We start from the raw sequence: 23932 nt of genomic DNA, 5'->3' as shown, positions 1-23932 counted from the left end.
GCCGACGGTCGGCGTACTTTCCCGCGGAGGACCGATGGCGGTACGGCACCAACTCATCGACCGGCCCCCCGAGCAGGTGTGGGCGGTCCTCGCCGACCCCACCCGATACAACGACTGGGTCGTCGGGGTCCACGACTCCAAGCCCGGACCTCCCGGCTGGCCGGGCCTGGACGCCTATCTGGAGTACAGCATCCGGCTGGGTCCGTGGACCGGTCACGGCCGGACCGTGGTCCGCCGGGTGGAGCCGCCGCGGCTGCTGGAGCTGGAGGCGGACAGCGGGCCGCTGGGGACGGCCAGGATCGCCATCGAGGTCCGTCCCTGGGGTGAGGAGAGCCTGGTCGTCGTCGACGAACACCCCCTGCGGGGAGCGGCGGGGCTGCTGCACAACGCGGCCGTCGACGCGCTCGTCCAGCTGCGGCACCGCAGCATGCTGACCCGGCTGGCGAAGGTGGTCAGGCAGGACGCCGACGAGCACGTACCGCGGCCGGTCCCGTCCTGACCCCTGGGCGCACTCATGGCCTGTACGGCCCGGCCCGGCACTGGGCGGCCCTCATTGGCGCCTCGCGCCCCTGGAGCCGCCCGAAGCCCCCCCGAGCCGCCCGAAGCCCCTTGGCGCACCCGCACCGCAGTGAACAGGAGCACCGCATGCCGGACGCAGTGGTCATCGGGGCCGGTCCCAACGGGCTGGTCGCCGCGAACATCCTGGCCGACGCCGGCTGGAGCGTGGAGGTGCTGGAGGAACAGCACGAACCGGGCGGCGCGGTGCGCAGCGACCGGGGCGTCGACCCGGACTTCGTCAGCGACGTGTTCAGCGCCTTCTACCCCCTGGCCGCTGCCTCTCCGGTGCTCGACGCCCTCCGGCTGGACCGCGAGGGGCTGCGCTGGACGCACGCGCCGAGCGTCCTGGCCCATCCGCTGTCCGACGGCCGCTGCGCCGTACTCGGCCGGGACGTCGCGGACACCGCGGCGAGTCTGGAGGAGTTCGCGCCGGGCGACGGGACGGCCTGGCGTGAGCTGTGCGCGATCTGGGACCGGCTCGGCGACGACCTGATCGGCTGCCTGTTCACACCCTTTCCGCCGGTGCTCCCCACGCTCCGGCTCGCCGCCCGGGTGCGCGGAGCCGGCGGGCTGCGGCTGGCCCGCACCATGCTGCTGCCGGCCCGCCGCATGGGCGAGGAGCACTTCCGGGGCGAGGGCGGCAGGCTGCTGCTGGCGGGGAACGCCCTGCACGCGGACCTGTCCCCGGAGTCGGCGATCGGCGCGGGCTACGGCTGGGCGATGTCCATGCTCGGCCAGACCCACGGCTTCCCGGTCCCGGTCGGCGGCTCGTCCGCGCTCACCGCGGCACTGGTCAAGCGCCTGGAGCGCCGAGGGGGCTCCGTGCGCTGCGGCGAGCGCGTCTCCGAGGTCGTGGTGCGCGGGGGCAGGGCGGTGGGGGTACGCACCTCCGCCGGGGAGGCGGTGCCGGCCCGCCGGGCGGTGCTCGCCGACGTCTCCGCGCCCGCCCTCTACACCGAACTGGTGGGCGCCGCCCATCTGCCCACCCGGATCCTCGACGACCTGCGCCGCTTCCAATGGGACTTCTCCACCTTCAAGGTCGACTGGGCGCTGGACGGCCCGGTCCCGTGGACCGCCGAGCAGGCCGCCACGGCCGGCACGGTGCACCTGGCCGACAGCGTCGACGACCTCACGCGCTTCGCGGCGCAGATCGCCGTCAAGCACGTCCCCGACCTGCCCTTCGCGCTGTTCGGGCAGATGACCACGGCCGACGCGACACGCTCCCCGGCCGGCACCGAGTCCGCCTGGGCCTATACGCATGTGCCGCAGGAGATCCGGGGGGACGCCGGCGACGATGGCATCACCGGCACCTGGGACCGGCGCGAGCAGGACGCGATGGCCGACCGGCTGGAGGCCAGGGTGGAGCACTTCGCCCCCGGCTTCCGCGCGCGCATCCGGGCCCGCCGCGTACTGGCCCCGCCCACTTTGCAATCCATGGACGCGAATCTGCGCGGCGGGGCGATCAACGGGGGCACCACCGCCCTCCACCAGCAGCTCGTCTTCCGTCCCGTCCCCGGGGTCGGCCGACCGGAGACCCCGGTCAGGGGCCTGTTCCTGGCCTCGTCAGGGGCGCATCCGGGCGGCGGGGTGCACGGCGCCCCGGGCGCGAACGCGGCGCGGGCGGCGCTGCGGGGGCCGGTCAGCCGTCGGGTCCTCAGCTCGGCACACCGGGCGGTGATCCGTAAAACCGTCTAGCGGGCCCGCGGAAGACCCGTGGCTCCGCGCCCGCCCGCTGCACGGGCGGCCCGCCGCAGCGCCCGTCCGTGCCTTCCCCGGATCGCCCCCGGCTGGCAGGATCGCGGGGCATGGACCTCCCCCACCTCGGCGGACGCCTCCGCGGAGCGCTCGGCAGGCCCCTGGAACGGCTCCGCGGCGGCTCCGGCGGGCTCGGGCCCGCCCGTCGTGACCGGCGGCGGCGCGTCCTCCAGAGCGCGCTCGCCGTCGCCTCGGCGCTCGCGCTGCTGCTGTGGTGGCTGCTGCCGTCGGACGGCCCCTCGTATCCGCGCCAACCGATCTCGTTCGCGACGGGCGTGGCCGACGGCGTCTACGAAAAGTACGGAAATCTGCTCAAGGCCGATCTGCGGACCGCGCTGCCCGGGGTGCGGGTCGATCTCGTGCACACCGAGGGGTCGGTCGACAACATCAAGCGGGTGGTCTCCGGCCGCGCCGACTTCACGATCGCCGCCGCCGACGCGGTGGCGAACTACGAGGGCCCCGGCGAGAAGGATCTACGGGCCTGCGCGCGGCTCTACGACGACTACATGCAGCTTGTCGTACCGCGGGACTCCTCGGTGCGGTCCGCGCGTGATCTGCGCGGGCTGCGGGTGGGCGTCGGGCAGGCGGACTCCGGCGTCAATCTGATCACTCGGCGGCTGCTCACCGCGGCCGGGCTGGACATCAACAAGGACATACAGGCGAAGCCGGTGGGCATCGACGCGGCGCCCGCGATGCTGCTCAGCGGAAAGCTCGACGCCTTCTTCTGGTCGGGCGGGCTGCCGACGGCGGCCGTGACCGCGATGGCCACCCCGGTGGCGAGGATACGGCTGGTGCAACTGGGCGACCTGGTGGCGACGCTGCACGCCATGGGGCCGCAGATGCGCTACTACCGGCAGGCGATGATGCCCGCGGACGCGTATCCCAAGGCGCAGGACGGGCAGCCCGTCGCGACCATCGCCGTGGCGAATCTGCTGGTCACCACGGATCACGCCGACCCCGGACTGGTGGAACGGCTGACCCGCGCGGTGATCGACAGCCGGGACTCGATCGGCAAGAAGGTGCACGCGGCGCAACTGGTGGATCTGCGGACGGCCGTCTTCACCGATCCGCTGCCCCTGCACATCGGCGCGGAGCGCTACTACCGGTCGGTCAAACCCTAGGCTGCGAAAAGCGCCGAACAATCACCGGGCGGTCCCAGGCGCCGAGCGCGGCACGGTGAGCCTGACCTCCAGGCCGTGCGGCTCGCGGCGGCCGTAGCCGATGGTGCCGCCGCCCCGGCTGAGCAGGGCGCGCGCGATGGACAGGCCGAGTCCCGAGCCCTGGACGTTCTGGTGCCGGGTGCTGCGCCAGAAACGGTCCCCGATCCGGGTGAGTTCGTCGTCGGTCAGGCCGGGTCCGCTGTCGGCGACGGCGATCGTGACGTGTTCGCCGTCCGCCGCGACCCGTATCGACACCGTCTCGCCGTCGGGGGTGAACTTGATCGCGTTGTCGATCACCGCGTCGAGAGCGCTGGACAGCGCGACCGTGTCGGCCCATCCGGTCACCGCCGTGTCCTCGACCCCGGCCTCGGCCTCGCCGAACTCGACGGCGACTCCGTCGCGGTCGGCGACCGGCTGCCAGGCGTCGGCGCGAATACGGGTCAGTTCGGTGATGTCGGTGACGGCCAGATGGCTGCCGGACCGCTCGGCGACCGCGAGGCCGAGCAGGTCGTCGAGCACCTTGGCGAGCCGATGACCTTCCTCCTTCACCGATTCGGCCTCGGTGTGGCCGTCGGGCAGCGCCAGCCCCAGCAGCTCGATTCGCAGCAATAGGGCGGCGAGCGGGTTGCGCAATTGGTGCGAGGCGTCGGCGATGAAGGCACGCTGCTGTTCGAGTACGGCTTCGACGTTGTCGGCCATCTCGTTGAACGAGCGGACCAGATGCCGCAGTTCCGGCGGTCCGCCCGCCGCCTCGACCCTGGAGGTCATACGGCCGGTGGCGATGTCGTGCGTCGCGCGGTCCAGAGTCGCGACGGGCAGCAGCACCCAGGCGGTCAGCCGTACCGCGAACAGTACGGCGAGGGCCATCGCCGCCAGTTCCCCGGCGATCAGCAGCAGCCAGCCGTGCAGGATGCGTGAACGCAGCGCCCCGGTCGGGGAGTCGGTGACCACCACGGCCACCACGTCACCGTCCCGCACGATGGGCGAGGCGATGGCGAGCATCCGGTCCTGCCACGGCCACACCTGCTGCGGATTGTGGGCGCGCCGGCCGAGCAGCGCGGACTCGTACGCGTCGTAGAGCTCGCCCTCCGGCGGGACCCGCCAGTGGACGGGGGCGGCGGCCATCGCGGTGCGGTCCCGGTAGAAGACACCGGCCCTGATGCCGTAGAGCTGCTCGTAGCGGGCGAGTTCGGTGCGCAGGGTGTGCAGGCGCTCGTCGTCCACCGGGTCGGCGACGGTCTGCTCGTCGCGGGCAGTGACGAACTGCGCGAGCGCGGCGAAGCGGGTGGTGTCGTCGATCCTGTCCACCACCACGCGCTGCTGCTGTGCCGCGGCCTGGCTGGCTGCCAGGGGAAAGCCCAGGGCCAGCAGGACACCGGCCATCAGCGCGATGAGGAGGGGGAGCAGACGTGAGCGCACGGCGGTCTTCCTCGGCGCGCGTCCGTCAGCCGGCCGGGACGACGAGGCGGTAGCCGACTCCGCGCACTGTCTCGATCATGGCCGGGGTGCCCAGTTTGGAACGCAGGGAGGCCACATGCACCTCCAGGGTGCGGCCCGTGCCCTCCCAGGCGGTGCGCCACACCTCGCTGATGATCTGCTCTCGGCGGAAGACGACACCGGGGCGCTGGGCGAGCAGCGCCAGCAGGTCGAACTCCTTGCGGGTGAGCGCGATCGCATCGCCGTCCACGGTGACGCGGCGGGTGGGCAGTTCGACCGCGACCCGGCCGAGCAGCAGTTGGGCGCTCTCGGCCGGGCCGCCGGCCTCGGGACCGGAGGGGGCGGCGGCCGGCACTGCCGCGTCGCCTCCCTGGGCGGCGAGTGGGCGCAGCGGAGGGCGGCGGCCGACCGCGTGGATACGGGCGAGCAGTTCGCCGGTGTCGTACGGCTTCACGACGTAGTCGTCCGCGCCGAGGTTGAGGCCGTGGATACGGGACCGGACGTCGGCGCGCGCGGTCACCATGATCACGGGGGTGGTGGTGAGGCGCCGGATGCGGCTGCACACCTCGAAACCGTCCTGGTCGGGCAGGCCCAGGTCGAGCAGCACGCAGTCGAAGCCCGGCCCCTCGTCGGGCAGCACGGCCTGGATGGCCTCTTCCCCATTGCGGGCGTGCCGGACGTCGAAACCGTGCTTGCCGAGGACCGCGGAGAGGGCGGCGGCGACCCGGTCGTCGTCCTCCACGAGCAGCAGTCGCATGCGTCACCTCCTCCTGTTCGGAACCTTCTCCGGCGGCGTCCTGTCGCGTGTTCGTCAGAACATCCGCCGGATCGTCCGGCAGAATGCCCGTCGGAACTTCTATCGGATCTTCCGCCGGACCGGTTATCGGTCTCTCTGTCGACCGAATCCACGCCGATCGGGACGGGGTGCGTCAAGGGGGTACTGGCTCACGCGCCCGACCGTTACCGACCCGGTACGCATCGCGGGCGCCGTCGAGTGCGCTCGCAGTGCGCCGGGTGTGCTCACTCCGCACCGCGCCGACGGGCGACCGTCGCTTGACGTGGGAAGGCGCAGTGGGTTGCATACGCTTTGTGATCGCACTTCTTCCGGGGGCTGCTGCGTGGACCCGGTGATCGTCGCGGGGGCGGGCCCTGTGGGCCTGGCTCTCGCTCTCGCGCTGGCCCGCCGTGATGTCCCCGTCATCGTCCTCGACGAGGCGGAGGTGCTGGTCGACGCCGACGGACTGCGGCGACCACGCACCGCCGTGCTCGCCCCGGCCACGGCCGAGTTCGTCGGGCGCCTCGGCTACGGCGGTGTCCGGCGCGACGGTGCGACCTGGGCGGGCTGGCGTACGCTGCGCCGCCGCGCGGAGGTGCTGCGCGTCGATTTCGGGCCGGACCCCGCGCAGGCCCCGGTCCACATCGCCCAGCACCTGCTGGAACGCGGGCTGCGGGACGCGCTGCTGGCCTGCGGTTCGGTCCGGATCGTGGCCGGCTGCCGGGTGGACGCCCTCGAACAGGACGGCAACGGGGTCAGCGTGCACACCCATGGCGCCCAGGAGACCTGGTGGCGGGGCAGCTACCTGGTCGGGTGCGACGGTCCGCGCTCGACAGTGCGCAAGCTGCTGGGCGTACGGTTCCCCGGGCGCACCGGGGTCGACCGGCACGCGGTGGCGGTACTGCGCACGGAACTGCCCGAACCCGGGGTGGCGCTGCTGCACCGCGACCCACCGGGCGCCCCCTCCGGGCAGGAGGTCACTGCCCGGCCACTGCCGGACGGGCTGTGGCGGCTGGACTGGCTGCTGCCCCTGCAGGGCAGGCAGCTCACCTCCGATGCCCTGGTGGAACGGCTCCGCTCCACGCTGACCGCCTGGTGCGGCCAGGTGGTGCCCTACGACCTGGTCGGCTCCGCGGACCACCCGGTGCACCAGCGGCTGGCCAGGCGGTGGCGCGTGGGACGGGCCTTCCTCGCCGGGGACGCGGCACATCTGATGGGCGCGCTGGGGGCACAGAGCGTCGAGGAGGGGCTGCGCGACGCGGAGAACCTCTCCTGGAAGCTGGCCCTGGCCTGGCACGACGGTGCATCCGCGCTCCTGCTGGACAGCTACGAGGCGGAGCGGCGGGGGGCGGTCGGCACCCGGCTGCGCGCCGCCGATCAGGCGCTGCCACTGCTGCGGGCCGGCGGTGCCTGGCAGACCGTACGGCAGACGCTGCTGTCCGGTTCGGTGCGCGGGCAGGTGGAGTTGCTGACGGACAGTCATCTGGGGCGGGGGGCCGCTGCCGCTTCCTCGGTGTACCGGCGTTCGCCGCTGTCCCTGCCCGCGCCGCGCTCCGGCGGGGGCAAGTCCGGTCCGTCGCCGCTGGTGGCGGGCTGCGACACGCCGCCGGGCGGGGTGGTCGGCGATGTGCCGGTGACCGCGCTGGACGGCACGGTCGGGCGACTGCGGGACCGGCTCGGGCGTGGGCTGGTCGTGGTGCTGATCGCGCCCGGGACCGGTGTCTGGGAGTCACGGCACTGGCTGACGGCCGGGCTGATGCCCCGGCTGGCCTCGGCCGTGGCCGCGCTGCCGACCCGCGCCGAACTGCTGGTCGCCGAGACCTATCCGGGGGCGACCGCGCACACCGTGCTGCTCATCCGGCCCGACGGGCACCTGGTGACGGCCATGGTGGGCTGCCGGCCCGCCGAGCTGTACTCCTATGCCGATCTGGCGCGGGGTGGCCCCCCGGCGCCGGGCGGGGACGACGATCCGGACGAGCGGGCGGGCGGGGGCGAGGACGGGCACGGCACCCGGGACGGTGATCCCGGCGGCGCGGCCGGACGGCCGGTCAGCGGGCGTACGCGCTAGCCGGCCGCCGGACCCGGCGGGCTATTCGCTCGGTCAGGGCCACGGGTCCTCCTCCCCTTCGTCGGCGGCGCTTTCCTCGGCGAGGGCGTCGCGTACCACTTTGAGGGCGAGGCCCTCGGAATACCCCTTGCGGGCGAGCATGCCCGCGACACGCCGGATGCGCTTGTCGCGGTCCAGCCCGCGGGTGCCCGGAAGCCGGCGGCGTACCAGCTCACGGGCGGTTGCTTCCTCCTGCTCGGAGTCGAGCAGACCGACGGCCTCGGTCACCAGCTCCGCGTCCACGCCCCGGTGGCGCAGCTCCTGGGCGAGGGCCCGGCGGGCCAGGCCGCGGCCGCGGTGCCGGGACTCCACCCAGGCGTTGGCGAAGGCCTGGTCGTCGATGAGGCCCACGTCCTGGAAGCGCTCCAGGACGTGCTCGGCCACGTCGTCGGGGATCTCCCGCTTGCGCAGGGCCTCGGCGAGCTGGCTGCGGGTGCGGGGGGTTCCGGTGAGCAGGCGCAGGCACAGCTCCCGCGCCCGCTCCTCGGGGTCAAGCGGCGGCTCTCGCGAGGCCCTCGACTCGGAAGAGCCGCCGCGCTTGGGGAATCCGCGTGCCACGGCGTCAGGCCTTGGCGACGGTGGCCTTGGTCGCCTTCTTCGGGGCGGGGACCTCGGCCTTGGCTGTGGCCTCCTTGGCGGCCTCGGCCGTCACGGCCGCGTCGGCGCCCGGCTGCGCTCCCGGTGCCTCGACCTTGGGGACGCCGACGCCGAGCTTCTCCTTGATCCGCTTCTCGATCTCGTCGGCCAGATCCGGGTTGTCCTTGAGGAAGTTGCGGACGTTCTCCTTGCCCTGACCGAGCTGGTCGCCCTCGTACGTGTACCAGGCGCCGGACTTGCGGACGAAGCCGTGCTCGACGCCCATGTCGATCAGACCGCCCTCGCGGCTGATGCCGTGGCCGTAGAGGATGTCGAACTCGGCCTGCTTGAAGGGCGGTGCGACCTTGTTCTTGACAACCTTGACGCGGGTGCGGTTGCCGACCGCGTCCGTGCCGTCCTTGAGCGTCTCGATCCGGCGGATGTCGAGCCGGACGGAGGCGTAGAACTTCAGCGCGCGGCCACCGGTGGTGGTCTCCGGCGAGCCGAACATCACACCGATCTTCTCGCGGAGCTGGTTGATGAAGATGGCGGTGGTCTTGGACTGGTTGAGCGCGCTGGTGATCTTGCGGAGGGCCTGGCTCATCAGCCGGGCCTGCAGGCCCACGTGCGAGTCGCCCATCTCGCCCTCGATCTCGGCCCGCGGCACGAGGGCTGCCACGGAGTCGATCACGATGAGGTCGATCGCGCCGGAGCGGACCAGCATGTCCACGATCTCCAGCGCCTGCTCACCGGTGTCCGGCTGGGAGAGCAGGAGGTTGTCGGTGTCGACGCCGAGGGCCTTGGCGTACTCCGGGTCCAGGGCGTGCTCGGCGTCCACGAAGGCCACCGTGCCGCCCGCCTTCTGGGCGTTGGCCACCGCGTGCAGGGTCAGGGTGGTCTTGCCGGAGGACTCCGGGCCGTACACCTCCACGACCCGGCCGCGCGGCAGCCCGCCGACGCCGAGTGCCACGTCCAGGGCGGTCGATCCGGTGGGGATGACCTCGATGGGCTCATTCGGGCGGTCGCCGAGACGCATGACAGCGCCCTTGCCGAACTGCCGTTCAATCTGCGCGAGCGCGGCGTCGAGCGCCTTCTCGCGGTCGTTTCCTGCCATGGGTTCCACCCGGGATGTCTGATTCGATCGCTTCACGTCCACGACGCTAGCGTGTGCCACTGACAATGCGCCCGGACGTCGCCCCGGCCTGTGGATAACTCCGACAACCGCGGTGAAATCCCCCGCCGTCACCGCGGAGAATCCGCCGGGCACCTCTCCATAAGAACGTCTGTTCGAATTCCATGTCAAGCGACCCGCCGGGCGTCACACGGCTCTCGGGTCGGTGACCTCGTAGCGCCGCACATAGGCCGTGAAGAACCCCTGAAGTGTGGCGGTCACCGGGATCGCGATGAGCGCGCCGACCGCGCCGAGCAGAGCTGTTCCCGCCACGACCGAGCCGAAGGCGACCGCCGGGTGGATGTCCACGGTCCGCGCGGTGATCCGCGGCTGCAGCAGGTAGTTCTCGAACTGCTGGTAGACCACGACGAAGCAGAACACCCACAGCGCGTCCCACGGGTCCTTGGTGAAGGCGATGAGGATCGGCAGCGCGCCGGCCAGATAGGTCCCGACGGTCGGCACGAACTGCGAGACCACGCCCACCCAGACCGCGAGGGCGGGCGCGTAGGGCACGCCGAGCACTTGGAGCAGGATGTAGTGCGCGATGCCGGAGATCAGGGCCATCAGGGCGCGCGAGTAGAGATAGCCGCCGGTCTTGGCGACCGCGATCTCCCAGGCGCGCAGCACCTCGGCCTGGCGGGCGGGCGGCAGCATCGAGCACAGGGTGCGCCGCAGCCGCGGTCCGTCGGCGGCGAGGTAGTAGGTGAAGAGCATCACGGTGAAGAACTGGAACACCGTGCCGATGACGGTGGTGGAGATGCCCCACACACTGCTCGCGCCGTGCGTCAGGTAGGAGCGCACCCAGTCCGAGTGCAGGACCTTGTCGCGGAGGTTTCCGGTGTCGAGGTGGGTGTGGAAGGTCCGGTTGATCCAGCGGACCACGTCGTCCAGGTAGTGCGGCAGATTGCTCACGATGGTGCTGATCTGGTTCACCAGGAGGGAGCCGAGGGCCAGGACGAATCCCGCCGCGGCGACCAGCACCCCCAGCATGACCACGGCCGTCGCGAGTCCGCGCCGGAATCGGTGCCTGGCCATCCAGTCCACGGCGGGCTCGATGGCGACGGCGCAGAAGAACGAGATGAGGATGTTGACGAGCAGACCGACGAGCCGGTCGAAGACCCAGTGCGCGAACTGGAAGCAGGCGACGAGGGCGAGGGTGAGGACGAGCGCGCGGGGCAGCCAGCGGGGCATCCGGGCACGCGGCGGGGGCGGCTCGCGGTCCGGCCCGCCGGAGGCCGGGTCGGAGGGCTCCTCGGTTCCTGCCACGGCCCAAGTCTGGACCGCGATGGCCTCTTATGCCCCGATATCAACTCATTCGTACTACTTGGAGTGCGGACCGGGCGCCGTCTCAGCGCCGCGAGGCGGGTACGTCCATCGCGACACACACCGCGCGCCAGACGGTCTTGGCCTCCCAGCCGTCCTCCAGGGCCTGGACGACGGTCCGTCCGCCCAGTTCGGACATCACATGGTCACGCGCGAAGGAATCGGCGTACGTCTCACCGAAGTGCGCACGCATCCGCTCCCAGAAAATCGTCAACCGCATGGGTGCCAGTATCGCGCGCCCGGCGGGGTACGAAGGACGTGTCCTCCCCGGTAGGGACCGCTCTTCCCGGTGTGCGGTCCTTACCCGTCCTCATGCGCCGGAGATCGCCCGTACGGCCGCCGTCACCAGCACCGCTGCCGCGACGACCACGAGGAAGGGCGCTCGCAGCAGCAGTGCCACCGCCGCCGCGGCCAGTCCTGCGGGCCGCGCGTCGACGGTGAGCCGCAGCCCGGTGGTGCCGAAGGTCTGAAGCGCGGTCAGCGCGGCGAGCAGGGCGATCGGTACCAGGGCTGCGAGGCGTTTCACGACCGGTCGTTCCAGCAGCCCGGCCGGTACGGACAGGCCGAGCAGCTTGACGCCGTAGCAGCCCAGTGCCGTCACACCGACGGCGATCCAGGTGTCCGCGGAGGTGCTCATGTCGCTTCCTTTCCGTGTGCGTCGTCGTTCTGGCTCACGCCGCTCACGCTCGCCACATGTACGTTCCCGTCGGCTCCCACGGCGGCCGGGCCGTCCGGTCCGGCACTACCGGCCCGGCCGCCGTACCGGGCGGCGGCCAGGACGAGGGGCGCGGCCAGGGCGGCGACCAGCACCGGGACCCCGGCGGGCAGCAGTGGCAGGCACCCCAGGGCGAGCAGGACGGCGAGACCGGCCGCCGCGCGCTCGGTGCGGCCCTTGACCATGGGGGCCAGCAGGGCGAGGAAGACGGCGGGCCCCGCCGCGTCGAGCCCCCAGGCGGCGGGGTCCCCGAGCGCGGAGGCGCCGGCGGCGCCGATCAGCGTGGTGAGGTTCCACAGCACGTAGAGGCTCGCGCCGGTGACGGTGAAGCCGAGCCTGGCCGCGGTCCTGCCGCGCTGGGCCAGGGCGACGGCGGAGGTCTCGTCGATGACCCACTGCGCGGCCAGCGGACGTACCGCCCGGGGCAGCCGGAGGAGTTGGGAGAGGCGGAGGCCGTAGAAGGCGTTGCGCGCGCCGAGGAAGAGCGCGCCGGCCGCGGCGGCGAAGGGGCTGCCGCCCGCGCCGAGCGCGCCGACCAGGGCGAACTGCGAGGCGCCGGTGAAGACCAGCAGGGACAGGGCGCAGGTCTGCACGAGGGAGAGCCCGGCACCCGCCGAGGTCACGCCGAAGGCGAACCCGGAGAGCCCGACGGCGACCCCCACCCCGAGGGCGTCGCGGACTACGGCACCGCGGGTCGCGGGCGGCTCCGGCTCGGCGTCCCGGCCAGGTATCGGTGGTGGAGTCACACGGTCAGGCTAGGCAGCGCCCGGCGGCCGGTCTTGTACGTTCTTGCGCTCGCGCTGGTACGCGCCCGGCGGGACGCCGACGATACGGGTGAAGTGCCGGTTGAGATGCGGCTGGTCGGTGAAGCCGACGGCGGCCGCGGTCTCGGCCGGGCCGGCCCCCGCTTCGAGGAAGCGACGGGCGGCTCTGACCCGCTCTCCGGTCAGCCAGGCGTGGGGCGGCAGTCCGTAGGCGTTCTTGAAGGCCCGCAGCAGGGCGAAGGGGCTGATGCCGGCCTCGGCGGCGAGCTGTCCGAGGCTGGGCGGCTCGGTGAGCCGGGCCGCCAGCAGGTCACGGGCGCGGGCTGCGACGCCGGGGCCGCCGTCGGACACCGGGCCCCGCGCCGGGGGCGAGGCGCCGTGCCGGGCCAGGAGCCGTGCCACGACCAGGCGCAGAAACGTATCGGCGGCGAGGGCGTTGTCGCTTTCCGCGGCGCGGTGGACGTCGGCGATCATGCGGGCGGTCCCGGGGTCGTCCAGCACGGACACCGTGAAGGCGGGGGTGCCGCGCAGTGTGGAGGTCTCCGCCGCGACGGCCGCCACGACCGACGGCGCCGGGTACAGCACCCGGTAGCTCCAGCCCTCCGCCACGCCCGCGTAGGCCGAGTGCGGGGTCTCGGGGTTGATCAGTACGACACCGCCCGCTCCGGCGCGCTCGCCGCCCCCGGGCAGCCCGATGCCCTCGACCCCGCCGGTGACCGCAGCGATCACATAGCCGTCGTGGGAGTGCCGGGGGAAGGTGTGGCGAATGTAGCGGGCGCGCAGCAGGTCGACGCCGGGCAGACCGGGGTGCTCCCAGTGCCGTGCCTGCTCACGCGCGCTCGTCGCGGACGTCGCGGTCATCGGGCCATTGTGGCGTGACCGTGCCAGGAGTTATCCACAGGCCGCCGGGCCGCGCTCAGCGCGGTGTCGGTGGCGCGAGGCAGGATGGAGCCATGTCCAGTCGTCACAGCCTCGATGCCTTCTCCCCCGCTACCCGCGCGTGGTTCACGGGGGCGTTCAGCGAGCCCACCGCAGCCCAGGCCGGGGCGTGGTCGGCCATCGCGGAGGGCTCCGACGTGCTGGTCGTCGCGCCGACCGGCTCGGGCAAGACGCTGGCGGCGTTCCTGGCCGCGCTGGACCGACTGGCGGCCTCCCCGCCCCCGGCCGAGGCCCGCCGCCGCTGCCGGGTGCTGTATGTCTCACCGCTCAAAGCGCTGGCGGTGGACGTGGAGCGCAATCTGCGCAGCCCGCTCGCGGGCCTGCGGCAGGAGTCCGTACGGCTGGGCCTGCCCGAGCCGGAAGTGCGGGTGGGCATCCGGTCAGGGGACACCCCTCCCGCGGAGCGGCGTGCCCTGGTCACCAGGCCGCCCGACATTCTCATCACCACGCCCGAGTCGCTGTTCCTCATGCTCACCTCGGCCGCCAGGGAGGCGCTGAGCGGGGTGGAGACGGTGATTCTGGACGAGGTGCACGCCGTGGCGGGCACCAAGCGCGGCGCGCACCTGGCCGTGTCGCTGGAGCGGCTCGACCGGTTGCTCGACCGGCCGGCCCGCCGGATCGGGCTGTCCGCCACCGTCCGCCCGGTGGACGAGATCGCCCGGTATCTGTCACCGCAGCGCCGGGTGACGATCGTGCAGCCGCCGTCCCAGAAGCGGTTCGACCTGTCGGTGGTCGTGCCCGTGGAGGACCTGGCCGAGCTGGGCGGGTCGCCGGTGGCCGAGCACAGCGGCCCGGCGGCCGGGCCGGCCGAGCGGCCGTCGATCTGGCCGCATGTCGAGGAGCGGATCGCCGATCTCGTGCAGGCGCACCGGTCCACCATCGTCTTCGCCAACTCCCGTCGGCTCGCCGAGCGGCTCTGCAACCGGCTCAACGAGATCGCCTACGAGCGGGCCGAGGGCGAACCGCTGCCCGAGGCGCACTCCCCCGCCGAGATCATGGCCGAGTCGGGCGCGGCCCGGGGCGCCCCACCGGTGCTGGCCAGGGCGCACCACGGCTCGGTCTCCAAGGAGCAGCGGGCACTGGTCGAGGAGGACCTCAAGGCGGGACGGCTGCCCGCGGTCGTCGCCACCTCCAGCCTGGAGCTCGGCATCGACATGGGTGCGGTCGACCTCGTCGTCCAGGTCGAGTCGCCGCCCTCGGTGGCCTCCGGGCTGCAGCGGGTCGGCCGGGCGGGGCACCAGGTGGGCGCGGTGTCCACCGGAGTGGTCTTCCCCAAGTACCGCGGCGATCTGGTCCAGTCCGCGGTGGTCACCGAGCGGATGCGCGAGGGCGCCATCGAGGCACTGCGGGTCCCGGCGAATCCGCTGGACGTGCTGGCGCAGCAGATCGTGGCCATGACCGCGCTCGACGCCTGGGACGTGGACGAGTTGCTGACCGTGGTGCGGCAGGCGGCGCCCTTCGCCTCGCTGCCGCACTCCGCCTACACCGCGGTGCTCGACATGCTGGCCGGGCGCTATCCCTCGGATGCCTTCGCCGAGTTGCGCCCGCGCCTGGTGTGGGACCGGGTGGCCAACACCGTGACCGCCCGACCGGGCGCGCAGCGTCTCGCGGTGACCTCCGGCGGCACGATCCCGGACCGCGGGCTGTTCGGGGTCTTCCTCGCCGGGGCGGACCCGAAGAAGGGCGGCGGCCGGGTCGGCGAGCTGGACGAGGAGATGGTCTACGAGTCCCGGGTCGGCGATGTCTTCACCCTGGGCACCACCTCGTGGCGGATCGAGGACATCACCCGGGACCGGGTGCTGGTCTCCCCGGCGCCGGGGGTGCCGGGACGGCTGCCGTTCTGGAAGGGCGACCAGCTCGGCCGCCCGCTGGAGCTGGGGCGGGCGGTGGGCGCCTGGCTGCGCGAGGTGGGCGCGCTGGCACCGGAGGCGGCCAGAAAGCGGCTGACCTCGGCGGGCCTCGACACCTGGGCGGTGGACAATGTGCTGGCCTATCTGGCCGAGCAGCGCCAGGCGTGCGGCCATGTGCCGGACGACCGCACGATCGTCGTCGAGCGTTTCCGCGACGAGCTGGGCGACTGGCGGGTGATCATCCACTCCCCCTTCGGCGCGCAGGTGCACGCCCCCTGGGCACTCGCGCTCGGCGCCCGGCTCCAGGAGCGGTACGGCCTGGACGCGCAGGCCATGCACGCCGACGACGGGATCGTGCTGCGGCTGCCCGACGCCGACCTGATGGGCCTCGACCTGCTGGACTCCGATCCGGCCCTGCGGGGAGCCGAGTTCGACAGTGATCAGTCGCCGGTGGGTGCGGCCGATGTCGCCTTCGACAAGGGCGAGATCGAGCAGTTGGTGACGGATCAGGTGGGCGGCTCGGCGCTGTTCGCCTCGCGGTTCCGCGAATGCGCCGCCCGGGCGCTGCTGTTGCCGCGCCGCAGCCCGGGCAAGCGCACCCCGCTGTGGCAGCAGCGCCGTCGGGCCTCCCAACTGCTCCAGGTGGCCTCGGAGTTCGGGTCCTTCCCGATTGTGCTCGAAGCGGTGCGCGAGTGCCTTCAGGACGTGTTCGACGTGCCGGGCCTGGTGGAGCTGATGGGTGACATCGAGTCACGCCGGGTCCGGCTCGTTGAGGTCACCACCCCGGAGCCGTCGCCCTTCGCGCGGTCGCTGCTCTTCGGCTATGTGGCGCAGTTCCTCTACGAGGGGGACTCGCCGCTGGCCGAGCGCAGGGCGGCCGCGCTCTCGCTTGACTCGCGGCTGCTCGCGGAGCTGCTCGGCCAGGCGGAGTTGCGGGAGCTGCTGGACGAGGACGTGCTGGTCGAGCTGGACCGCGAGTTGCAGTGGCTCACCGAGGACCGCAGGGCCAAGGACGCCGAGGCGGTCGCGGACCTGCTGCGGCTGCTCGGCCCGCTCACCACGGCGGAGTTGGTCGAGCGCGGCGCGGATCCGGCGTGGGCGGTCGGTCTGGAGTCCGCGCGCCGGGCGATCAGGGTGCGGATCGCCGGAGCGGAGCACTGGGCCGGGGTGGAGGACGCGGGACGGCTGCGGGACGCGCTGGGCACGGCGCTGCCGGTAGGGGTGCCGGTGGCGTTCACCGAGCCGGTCAAGGACCCGCTGGGCGACCTGCTGGCCCGGTACGCGCGCACGCACGGGCCGTTCACGACCGGGGAGGCGGCCGGGAGGTTCGGCCTGGGGGCCGCCGTGGCCGACGGCACCCTGCACCGGCTGGCGGCGGCGGGCCGGGTGGTGCAGGGCGAGTTCCGGCCGGGCGGGGCCGGTCAGGAGTGGTGCGACGCGGAGGTGCTGCGGAGGCTGCGGCGCCGTTCGCTGGCGGCTCTGCGCCAGGAGCTGGAGCCGGTGCCGCCCGCGACACTCGGGGTCTTCCTCCCCCAGTGGCAGCACGTGGGCACGCACAGCCTGCGCGGGACGGACGGGCTGGCGCGGGCCGTGGAGCAGTTGCAGGGCGCGGCGGTGCCCGCGTCGGCCCTGGAGAAGCTGGTGCTGCCGTCCCGGGTGACCGGCTACACCCCGGCGATGCTGGACGAGCTGACTGCCTCGGGCGAGATCCTGTGGGCGGGCGCCGGGGCGCTGCCCGGCAAGGACGGCTGGGTCGCGCTCTATCCGGCGGACAGCGCCCCCCTGTTGCTGCCCGCGCCGCAGCCGCTGGAGCTGTCGCCGCTCCACGAGGCGGTGCTGACGGCGCTCTCCGGTGGCTACGGGCTGTTCTTCCGCCAGATCGCCGACCAGGCGCGGGCGGCCGGCGTGGATGCCTCCGACCCCCAACTTGCCGACGCGGTCTGGGACTTGGCCTGGTCGGGACGGCTCACCAACGACACGCTGGCACCACTGCGGGCGCTGCTCGGTTCGGGCCGCACGGCGGGGGCCACCGCGCACCGGGCCCCGAGGTCCGTCCCCCGCGGCCGGTACAGCTCCCTGGCCACCGCCCGGCCGCCGCGCGCCACCGCCTCGCGCACGGGACCGCCCACCACCGCGGGGCGCTGGTCGCTGGTGCCCCCGGCCGAGCCCGATCCGACGCTGCGGGCGCACGCGCTGACGCACACTCTTCTTGACCGGCACGGTGTGGTCACCCGCGGCGCGGTGGCGGCCGAAGGTGTGGCGGGCGGCTTCTCCGCGGCCTATCGGGTGCTGGCCGCCTTCGAGGAGACCGGCCAGGCCAGACGCGGCTACGTGGTGGAAGGGCTCGGAGCCGCGCAGTTCGCGATGGACGGCGCCGTGGACCGGCTGCGGGCCCTGAGCACGGCCCGGGAGCGGGAGGAGGACCACCGGGGAAAGGTCCGCACGGTGGTGCTCGCCGCGGCCGATCCCGCCAACCCGTACGGAGCCGCGCTGCCCTGGCCCCAGCAGCCCGCGGGCGTCACCCACAAGCCGGGACGCAAGGCCGGCGCCCTGGTGGTCCTGACCGACGGGGAGCTGACGCTCTATGTCGAGCGGGGCGGAAAGACACTGCTGGCGTGGTCCGCGGAGGAGATACGGGTGCAGGCCGCCGCTGATGCCTTGGCGCTGGCGGTCCGCGAGGGCGCACTGGGCCGACTCACCGTGGAGCGGACCAACGGCGAGTCCGCGCTGACCTCCCCGGTGGGCCGGGCACTGGAGGCGGCCGGTTTCCACGCCACACCACGCGGGCTGCGGCTGCGCGACGGCGGATAGCCGGGACACGACCGGGGGCGGCACGGCACGCAGCCCGCCCGGACGCGCGCGGCCCGAAGCAACGTCAGGGGTCTGCCCACCGACATCGGACGCGGCCAGGAGCCCGACAAAGCCGGACGCCCCGGACAACCGGACAACCGGCCAGCGCGATGAGGTGTGCCGCCCGACCCAGACGCGCGCCGGGTCGAAGCAACGTCGAGGTACGTGGCCCGGCGTCGGCCCCGGACACAGCCCTGCGCCCCGAACAGCCGGCCAGCACCACGAGGTGCCACCCGGCCAAAGACGCGCGCGGCCCGAAGCAGCACCGGGTGCGTCACACGGCCCAGCTCGGACGCGGCCGGGAGAATGGCGCCCCGGACAAGCGGCCCGCGGCGCGGGGCCCGGCGCCGTTCGTGCGGTGGGCGCGCCATCATGGACGGGTGCCTGAAGGAGACACGGTCTGGCTGACCGCTCACCGACTGCACGCGGCGCTGGCCGACCGGACGCTGCTGCGGGCGGATCTGCGCGTGCCACGGCTGGCCACCGTGGACCTGGTGGGACGACGGCTGCTGGAGGTGGTGCCGCGCGGCAAGCACCTGATGTTCCGGCTGGACGGAGCTCTGACGCTCCACTGTCATCTGCGAATGGACGGTGCCTGGCACCTCTACGGGCCGGGCGAGCGTTGGCGTGGTGGCCCCGACCACCAGGTCCGAGCGGTTCTGGAGGCCGGGACGAGGACGGCCGTCGGTTACCGGCTGCCGGTGCTGGAGCTGCTGCCGACGGCGGAGGAAAGCGGGACGGTAGGCCATCTGGGTCCCGATCTGCTCGGTCCGGACTGGAATCCGGCCCGGGCACTCGCCTCGCTGGCCTCGGACCCGGCCCGCCAGCTCGGCGAAGCACTGCTCGACCAGCGCAATCTCGCCGGGATCGGCAATGTCTATGTGGCGGAGCTGTGTTTTCTGCGCGGGGTGACGCCGTGGACGCCGGTCGGGGAGGTCACGGCCCCGGAGAAGCTGGTCGCGCTGGCGAAGCGGCTGCTGGAGGCGAACAAGGCCCGCCCGGGCCATGTGACGACCGGGGACACCCGGCGCGGCCGGACGCACTGGGTCTACGGCCGAGAGCACCAGCCGTGCCTGCGCTGCGGCAGCTCCGTCAGGGCCGCACGCCATGGTCTGCCGGACGAGAGCCGGGTCGCGTACTGGTGTCCGCGCTGCCAGCGCGGCCCGGGCCCGCACCCCAACGGCGGCAATCCACCCGGCCCCGGCTGACCGGACCGCACCTCACCCGCCCCCGGCGGCGCCCGTACCACCGCCCGTGCGCTCGCCCTCGCTCTCACCCACGCCCGCACCCGCCCCCGCCCCCGCGCTCACGCCCGCGAAGCCCACCCGCTCGCCGACCGACGACGCCCCCGGCCGATCGGCGGCGCGCCGCCGCCGCAGCGGTACGGCGTGCAGCGGTATCAGCCCGAGACCCCAGCCGCCCGCGGCCAAGACGCCCTCCCACGCCTCGGCGGCGTCCGGCCGTACGGCGAACCGCAGCGCGGCCCACCACCACAGCGCCCCGCCGACCGCGCCGGCCGCCATCGCCGCACGCCGCCGGACCGCCAGGCGGAACCGAGCGCCGGACCGCGTACGGCCGGGCATCCGCCCGCGGCCGCACCGACCGCCCGGCGCCGGACCGCCCCTGCCGACCCCACGCTCCAGCCCGGACAACGACCTCGGCGCCCCCGGTCCCGCCTCAGGCCGGGACGGCAGCCCCGCCCCGGCCGGCGACCCCGGCCCGTCCCCCGCCCCAAGCCCGGCTCGAAGCCCGCCTCCATGCCCGGCCCCCGCCGCGGCCGACACCGCCGCCCCGCCCCCGGCCCTCCGAAGCCGCACACCGAAGGCGCGCACAGCCCCTCAGACGTTCTCCGCCTGGAACATCCAGTGGTATTTCTCCAGATCTGCGGTGATTCCAATGAGAATGTCCTGTGTGACCGGGTCGGGCACATCAGTGGCCGCGATCCGTTCCCTCATTCGAGTGATGGTCACGTCCAGGGCGGCGACGAGGATGTCCACCACCTCGCCGTCCTTGACCCAGCCGTCCGTCACCGTGTCGATGCCGCTGGTCTTGGCCACCGTGCCCGCGCGCCCGTCGGCGGAGACGCCGATCGCGGAGGCCCGTTCGGCGACCGTGTCGGAGGCCAGCCGGGCGGTCTCCACGACCTCGTCCAGTTGGAGGTGGATGGAGCGGAAGCGGGGGCCGATGACGTTCCAGTGCACCTGCTTGGCGAGCAGGGAGAGGTCGATCAGATCGACCAGTGAGCCCTGGAGGGCTTCTCCCACGCTCTTGCGGGCCGACTCGGGCAGGGGGCTCTTCACGACAGTCATGCGTTTGTCTCCTCGCGGATCGACGCCATCAGGTCCGTTTGGTCCCGTGCTGACCCCCCTGCGCCTACCCTGCCTCGCCGCCCCACACATGGCAAAAGCGCGGCGGCCCCGCCGGGATCACTCCCGGACGGGGCCGCCGCGCTTTGACGGGCAGACCGCTCGCGTACCTCAGGCGGCGACGACGTCGACAGCCTCGGCGGACTTCTTGGGTGCCTTGATCGTGATCCGTTCGTCCGAGGTGGACGCCACGGATGTGACGGAAGTGACGGACGTGACCGCGCCCAGCAGGGGCCGCATCGGCGCGGCGGTGGTCTCGGCGGCAGCCGACTCTGCCAGCTCGGCGAGCGACAGATCGTCGCTGACCTCGCGCATCACCTCGGACATCGGCACGTCCAAAGCGTCGCAGATCGCCGAGAGCAGTTCGGAGGACGCCTCCTTCTGCCCCCGTTCGACCTCGGACAGATACCCGAGTGAGACCCGGGCGGATGAGGAGACCTCACGCAGGGTACGGCCCTGGCGCTGGCGCTGCCGACGCAGCACGTCACCCAGCAGGCGACGGAGCAGGATCATCGGTGGCTCCCTCCTCGGACCGTGTTACCGCATCCTTCTCGCCCCACCGTACCGCCTCGGGCACCGGCCGTGCGGGGAGCAAAGACGTGTTCACTCAGGGCTGCAAACATCCCTGCTCCCTGTCTTCTTCCCTGTCCCGCGCCCCCGGACGCGTCCTGGGAGCGTTATTCCGTCGCCTGTCCCGGCTACGGACCCGCAACCGTACTCCTTCGCAACTCCCGTGCGAGCAGTTCCAGTAGAGCTGTCACGGAGGAGGTGCGGATCGCGGTACGGTCGCCGGTCAGGCGCAAGGAGGAGACCACCGTGCCGTCCGGGCCCGCGACGGCCACATACACGGTGCCCACCGGCTGCCCGTCCTGCGGGTCGGGCCCCGCGACGCCCGTGGTCGAGGCGCCCCAGTCCGCTCCGAGCCGGTCCCGTACGCCCTCGGCCATCTCGCGCGCCACCTGGGCGTCCACCGCGCCGCGCGCGGCCAGCAGTGAGGCGTCCACTCCGAGGAGCTCGTGCTTGAGCGCGGTCGCGTAGGCCGTCACCGAGCCCCGGAAGGTACGCGACGCGCCGGGCACCGAGGCCAGCTCGGCGGCCACCAGACCGCCGGTGAGGGACTCGGCGACGGCCACGGTCGCCCCGCGCTCGTCCAGCAGCCGCAGGACGTCGGCGGCCGCGCTCACGCGCCGCGCTGCCGCTCGTGGTCACCGGCCGGCTCGACAAGCCCGGGACCGGCCACCGTCGCCCCGCCGACCGCGGGCTCCGCCACGGCCGACTCCGCGGCAACCTGCTCCGCCGCGATCTGCTCCACGACGGCCCCCTCGGCCCCCAGCGGCTCGGCCGCGGCCGCGGCGCCCCCGGGAAGCCCCGGCTCCGCCGTGCGCGCCGCCGCCTCCGCCGCCAGCCCGGCCCGGCGCAGGACGACCGCCTGCCGCACGTAGTCCAGGCCGGTCCCGACGGTCAGCAGCACCGCGAGCCCCATCAGCCAGGCCCTGGTCGTCGCCAGCGGCCCGGTCAGCGCGAGGATGTACATGCCCACCGCGACGCCCTGTGTGAGCGTCTTGAGCTTCCCGCCCCGGCTGGCCGGAATCACCCCGTGCCGGATCACCCAGAACCGCATCAGCGTGATCCCGAGCTCCCGTACGAGGATGACGATCGTCACCCACCAGGGCAGATCGCCCAGCGCCGACAGTCCGACCAGCGCCGCGCCCATGATCGCCTTGTCGGCGATCGGGTCGGCGATCTTGCCGAAGTCCGTGACGAGGCCGTAGCGGCGGGCCAGCTCCCCGTCGAAGAGGTCGGTGATCATGGCGACGGCGAACGCCGCCCAGGCGAAGGAGCGCCAGGCCGGGTCGTGGCCGTCGCCGTGCACGAGCAGCAGGACGAAGCCCGGTACCAGCACCAGGCGGGCCATCGTCAGCAGATTCGCGACATTCCACAGGCCGGCCGTGTGCACGGCCGGGTCGCCGAGATGGTCGGGGGCGGGTGAGGGGGAGGCTCCCGTCATCTGCCCACCCCCTCGGCACAGTCCGCCCCCTGCACGCCCAGCGGCTCGGCGATCAGGTCGACGCCCTCCGTCCCGGTCACCTTCGCCGTGACGAAGGTCCCGGGCACCGGCTGCCAGTCGCCGATCGGTTCCAGTACGACCTGGCCGTCGGTCTCGGGCGCCTGGTGGTCGGCCCGGCCGGTGACCTCGCCGGTCTCCTCGTCCACGGCCTCGACCAGGACGGTCACCGTGGCGCCGAGGCGCTCCTCGGCGCGCTGGGCGGTCAGCTCCTCGGCCAGCCGCGAGACCCGGGCGAGCCGAGCGGCGACCACATCCTCGTCGAGCTTGTCCGCGTACGTCGCCGCCTCGGTGCCGTCCTCGTCGGAGTAGCCGAACACCCCGATGGCGTCCAGCCGCGCCGCGCCGAGGAAGCGCTCCAGCTCCGCGAGGTCGGCCTCCGTCTCGCCGGGGAAGCCGACGATGAAGTTGGACCGCACACCGGCTTCGGGGGCCTTGGCGCGGATCGAGTCCAGCAGTTCCAGGAAGCGGTCGGTGTCGCCGAAGCGCCGCATCGCGCGCAGCACGGCGGGCGCCGAGTGCTGGAAGGACAGGTCGAAGTACGGCACGACGCCCGGCGTCGAGGTGAGCACGTCGATCAGGCCGGGCCGCATCTCGGCGGGCTGCAGATAGCTGACCCGGATCCGCTCGATGCCCTCGACGGCGGCCAGTTCGGGCAGCAGCGTCTCCAGCAGGCGGATGTCGCCGAGATCCTTGCCGTAGGAGGTGTTGTTCTCGCTGACGAGCATGACCTCCTTGACGCCCTGTCCGGCCAGCCAGCGGGTCTCGCCGAGGACGTCGGAGGGGCGGCGGGAGATGAAGGAGCCGCGGAAGGACGGGATCGCGCAGAAGGAGCAGCGCCGGTCGCACCCGGAGGCGAGCTTCACGGAGGCGACAGGCCCGGAGTCCAGCCGGCGGCGCAGCGGGGCCCGCGGCCCCGACGCGGGGGCGACGCCCTCGGGCAGGTCGGCCAGGTCCGCGACCGGCCCGACCGGTTCGGTCACGTCGGCGGTCTGCGCGTGCCCGGGCAGTGCCACCGTCGCCTGCTGCCGCTCAGCGGGGCTGATCGGCAGCAGCTTGCGCCGGTCGCGGGGGGTGTGGGCGGCGTGCACCCCGCCGGCCAGGATCGTCCGCAGCCGGTCGGAGATGTCCGCGTAGTCGTCGAAGCCCAGGACCCCGTCGGCCTCCGGCAGCGCGTCGGCCAGCTCCTTGCCGTACCGCTCGGCCATGCAGCCCACGGCGACGACGGCCTTGGTGCGGCCGTGCGCCTTGAGGTCGTTGGCCTCCAGCAGGGCGTCCACCGAGTCCTTCTTGGCGGCGTCGACGAAGCCGCAGGTGTTCACCACCGCCACCTCGGCGTCGGAGGCGTCGTCGACCAGTCGCCAGCCGTCCGCCGCGAGCCGGCCGGCGAGTTCCTCCGAGTCCACCTCATTGCGGGCGCAGCCGAGCGTGACAAGAGCGACGGTACGGGGTTCGGGCATGAGCCCAGAGTACCCGTCCCGCCCTCGCCGCCCGCTCGCCTACGGCCGCTCGCACACCCCG

The 23932-nt window shown here is 73.4% G+C and carries 21 protein-coding genes; 6 read left to right on the top strand and 15 right to left on the bottom strand.

What is annotated here, in order from left to right; all coding sequences use genetic code 11:
- The first annotated feature begins 34 nt into the window (after positions 1–34).
- The 3 genes from OHA30_RS27485 (at position 35) to OHA30_RS27475 (ending at position 3434) form a co-directional block, all read left to right on the top strand.
- Positions 35–499 carry an SRPBCC family protein gene (locus OHA30_RS27485; protein WP_328916560.1) on the top strand — a complete coding sequence of 155 codons (465 nt, stop codon included), beginning with the start codon at positions 35–37 and terminating at the stop codon, positions 497–499.
- Between the two features lie 146 nt (positions 500–645).
- On the top strand, positions 646–2253 hold the full coding sequence (locus OHA30_RS27480) for a phytoene desaturase family protein (protein ID WP_328916559.1): 1608 nt from the start codon (positions 646–648) through the stop codon (positions 2251–2253).
- A gap of 110 nt (positions 2254–2363) precedes the next feature.
- Positions 2364–3434 carry a TAXI family TRAP transporter solute-binding subunit gene (locus OHA30_RS27475; RefSeq protein ID WP_328916558.1) on the top strand — a complete coding sequence of 357 codons (1071 nt, stop codon included), beginning with the start codon at positions 2364–2366 and terminating at the stop codon, positions 3432–3434.
- 21 nt (positions 3435–3455) lie between these two features.
- Here OHA30_RS27475 and OHA30_RS27470 read toward each other — a convergent pair whose 3' ends face one another.
- Positions 3456–4892 (bottom strand): sensor histidine kinase, encoded by a 1437-nt coding sequence (locus OHA30_RS27470; RefSeq protein WP_328916557.1) that lies wholly within the window; start codon positions 4890–4892, stop codon positions 3456–3458.
- A 25-nt stretch (positions 4893–4917) separates the two neighbouring features.
- Entirely contained in the window at positions 4918–5667 is a 750-nt protein-coding gene (locus tag OHA30_RS27465; RefSeq protein WP_328916556.1) for a response regulator transcription factor, read from the bottom strand.
- 361 nt (positions 5668–6028) lie between these two features.
- Here OHA30_RS27465 and OHA30_RS27460 point away from each other — a divergent pair, with 361 nt between their 5' ends.
- Positions 6029–7753: an FAD-dependent monooxygenase gene (locus tag OHA30_RS27460; protein ID WP_328916555.1), complete on the top strand. Its 1725-nt coding sequence runs from the start codon at positions 6029–6031 to the stop codon at positions 7751–7753.
- 33 nt (positions 7754–7786) lie between these two features.
- Here OHA30_RS27460 and recX read toward each other — a convergent pair whose 3' ends face one another.
- The 7 genes from recX to OHA30_RS27425 all read right to left on the bottom strand — a co-directional run bounded on the left by recX (position 7787) and on the right by OHA30_RS27425 (position 13202).
- Positions 7787–8350, bottom strand: coding sequence for a recombination regulator RecX (recX, locus tag OHA30_RS27455; RefSeq protein ID WP_328916554.1), 564 nt, complete (start codon positions 8348–8350; stop codon positions 7787–7789).
- Between the two features lie 4 nt (positions 8351–8354).
- A complete protein-coding gene (gene recA / locus OHA30_RS27450) occupies positions 8355–9482 on the bottom strand; it encodes a recombinase RecA (RefSeq protein WP_328916553.1) in 1128 nt (375 codons plus the stop codon).
- Positions 9483–9686: 204 nt separating this feature from the next.
- Positions 9687–10805: an AI-2E family transporter gene (locus tag OHA30_RS27445; protein ID WP_328916552.1), complete on the bottom strand. Its 1119-nt coding sequence runs from the start codon at positions 10803–10805 to the stop codon at positions 9687–9689.
- An 82-nt stretch (positions 10806–10887) separates the two neighbouring features.
- On the bottom strand, positions 10888–11082 hold the full coding sequence (locus OHA30_RS27440; RefSeq protein ID WP_328916551.1) for a DUF3046 domain-containing protein: 195 nt from the start codon (positions 11080–11082) through the stop codon (positions 10888–10890).
- A 90-nt stretch (positions 11083–11172) separates the two neighbouring features.
- Complete coding sequence (locus OHA30_RS27435; protein ID WP_328916550.1) at positions 11173–11499, bottom strand: AzlD domain-containing protein; 327 nt, start codon at positions 11497–11499, stop codon at positions 11173–11175.
- Entirely contained in the window at positions 11496–12323 is an 828-nt protein-coding gene (locus OHA30_RS27430; protein WP_328916549.1) for an AzlC family ABC transporter permease, read from the bottom strand. Before OHA30_RS27430 ends, OHA30_RS27435 begins: the two co-directional genes overlap by 4 nt.
- Positions 12324–12332: 9 nt before the next feature.
- Positions 12333–13202, bottom strand: a complete 870-nt coding sequence (locus OHA30_RS27425; protein ID WP_328916548.1) for an AraC family transcriptional regulator — start codon at positions 13200–13202, stop codon at positions 12333–12335.
- A 92-nt stretch (positions 13203–13294) separates the two neighbouring features.
- Between OHA30_RS27425 and OHA30_RS27420 the strand changes: the two genes are divergently transcribed.
- Both OHA30_RS27420 and OHA30_RS27415 read left to right on the top strand, forming a co-directional pair.
- A complete protein-coding gene (locus OHA30_RS27420; protein ID WP_328916547.1) occupies positions 13295–17941 on the top strand; it encodes an ATP-dependent helicase in 4647 nt (1548 codons plus the stop codon).
- A gap of 419 nt (positions 17942–18360) precedes the next feature.
- A complete protein-coding gene (locus OHA30_RS27415) occupies positions 18361–19188 on the top strand; it encodes a DNA-formamidopyrimidine glycosylase family protein (protein ID WP_328916546.1) in 828 nt (275 codons plus the stop codon).
- A 12-nt stretch (positions 19189–19200) separates the two neighbouring features.
- Here the strand turns inward: OHA30_RS27415 and OHA30_RS27410 are convergent, their stop codons facing one another.
- From OHA30_RS27410 to rimO, 6 genes are all read right to left on the bottom strand, one after another.
- Positions 19201–19503 (bottom strand): hypothetical protein, encoded by a 303-nt coding sequence (locus OHA30_RS27410; RefSeq protein WP_328916545.1) that lies wholly within the window; start codon positions 19501–19503, stop codon positions 19201–19203.
- 315 nt (positions 19504–19818) lie between these two features.
- Complete coding sequence (locus tag OHA30_RS27405) at positions 19819–20289, bottom strand: Dps family protein (RefSeq protein WP_328916544.1); 471 nt, start codon at positions 20287–20289, stop codon at positions 19819–19821.
- A gap of 168 nt (positions 20290–20457) precedes the next feature.
- Positions 20458–20859 carry a helix-turn-helix domain-containing protein gene (locus OHA30_RS27400; RefSeq protein ID WP_328916543.1) on the bottom strand — a complete coding sequence of 134 codons (402 nt, stop codon included), beginning with the start codon at positions 20857–20859 and terminating at the stop codon, positions 20458–20460.
- 185 nt (positions 20860–21044) lie between these two features.
- Entirely contained in the window at positions 21045–21530 is a 486-nt protein-coding gene (locus OHA30_RS27395; RefSeq protein ID WP_328916542.1) for a CinA family protein, read from the bottom strand.
- Positions 21527–22354 carry a CDP-diacylglycerol--glycerol-3-phosphate 3-phosphatidyltransferase gene (pgsA, locus tag OHA30_RS27390; protein WP_328916541.1) on the bottom strand — a complete coding sequence of 276 codons (828 nt, stop codon included), beginning with the start codon at positions 22352–22354 and terminating at the stop codon, positions 21527–21529. Before pgsA ends, OHA30_RS27395 begins: the two co-directional genes overlap by 4 nt.
- Complete coding sequence (gene rimO, locus OHA30_RS27385; protein ID WP_328916540.1) at positions 22351–23871, bottom strand: 30S ribosomal protein S12 methylthiotransferase RimO; 1521 nt, start codon at positions 23869–23871, stop codon at positions 22351–22353. The genes pgsA and rimO overlap by 4 nt, the downstream gene beginning before the upstream one ends.
- Positions 23872–23932 lie beyond the last annotated feature (61 nt).

Source organism: Streptomyces sp. NBC_00223 (assembly GCF_036199905.1).
Classification (GTDB): domain Bacteria; phylum Actinomycetota; class Actinomycetes; order Streptomycetales; family Streptomycetaceae; genus Actinacidiphila.
This window is presented reverse-complemented; position numbering and strand designations above follow the sequence as displayed.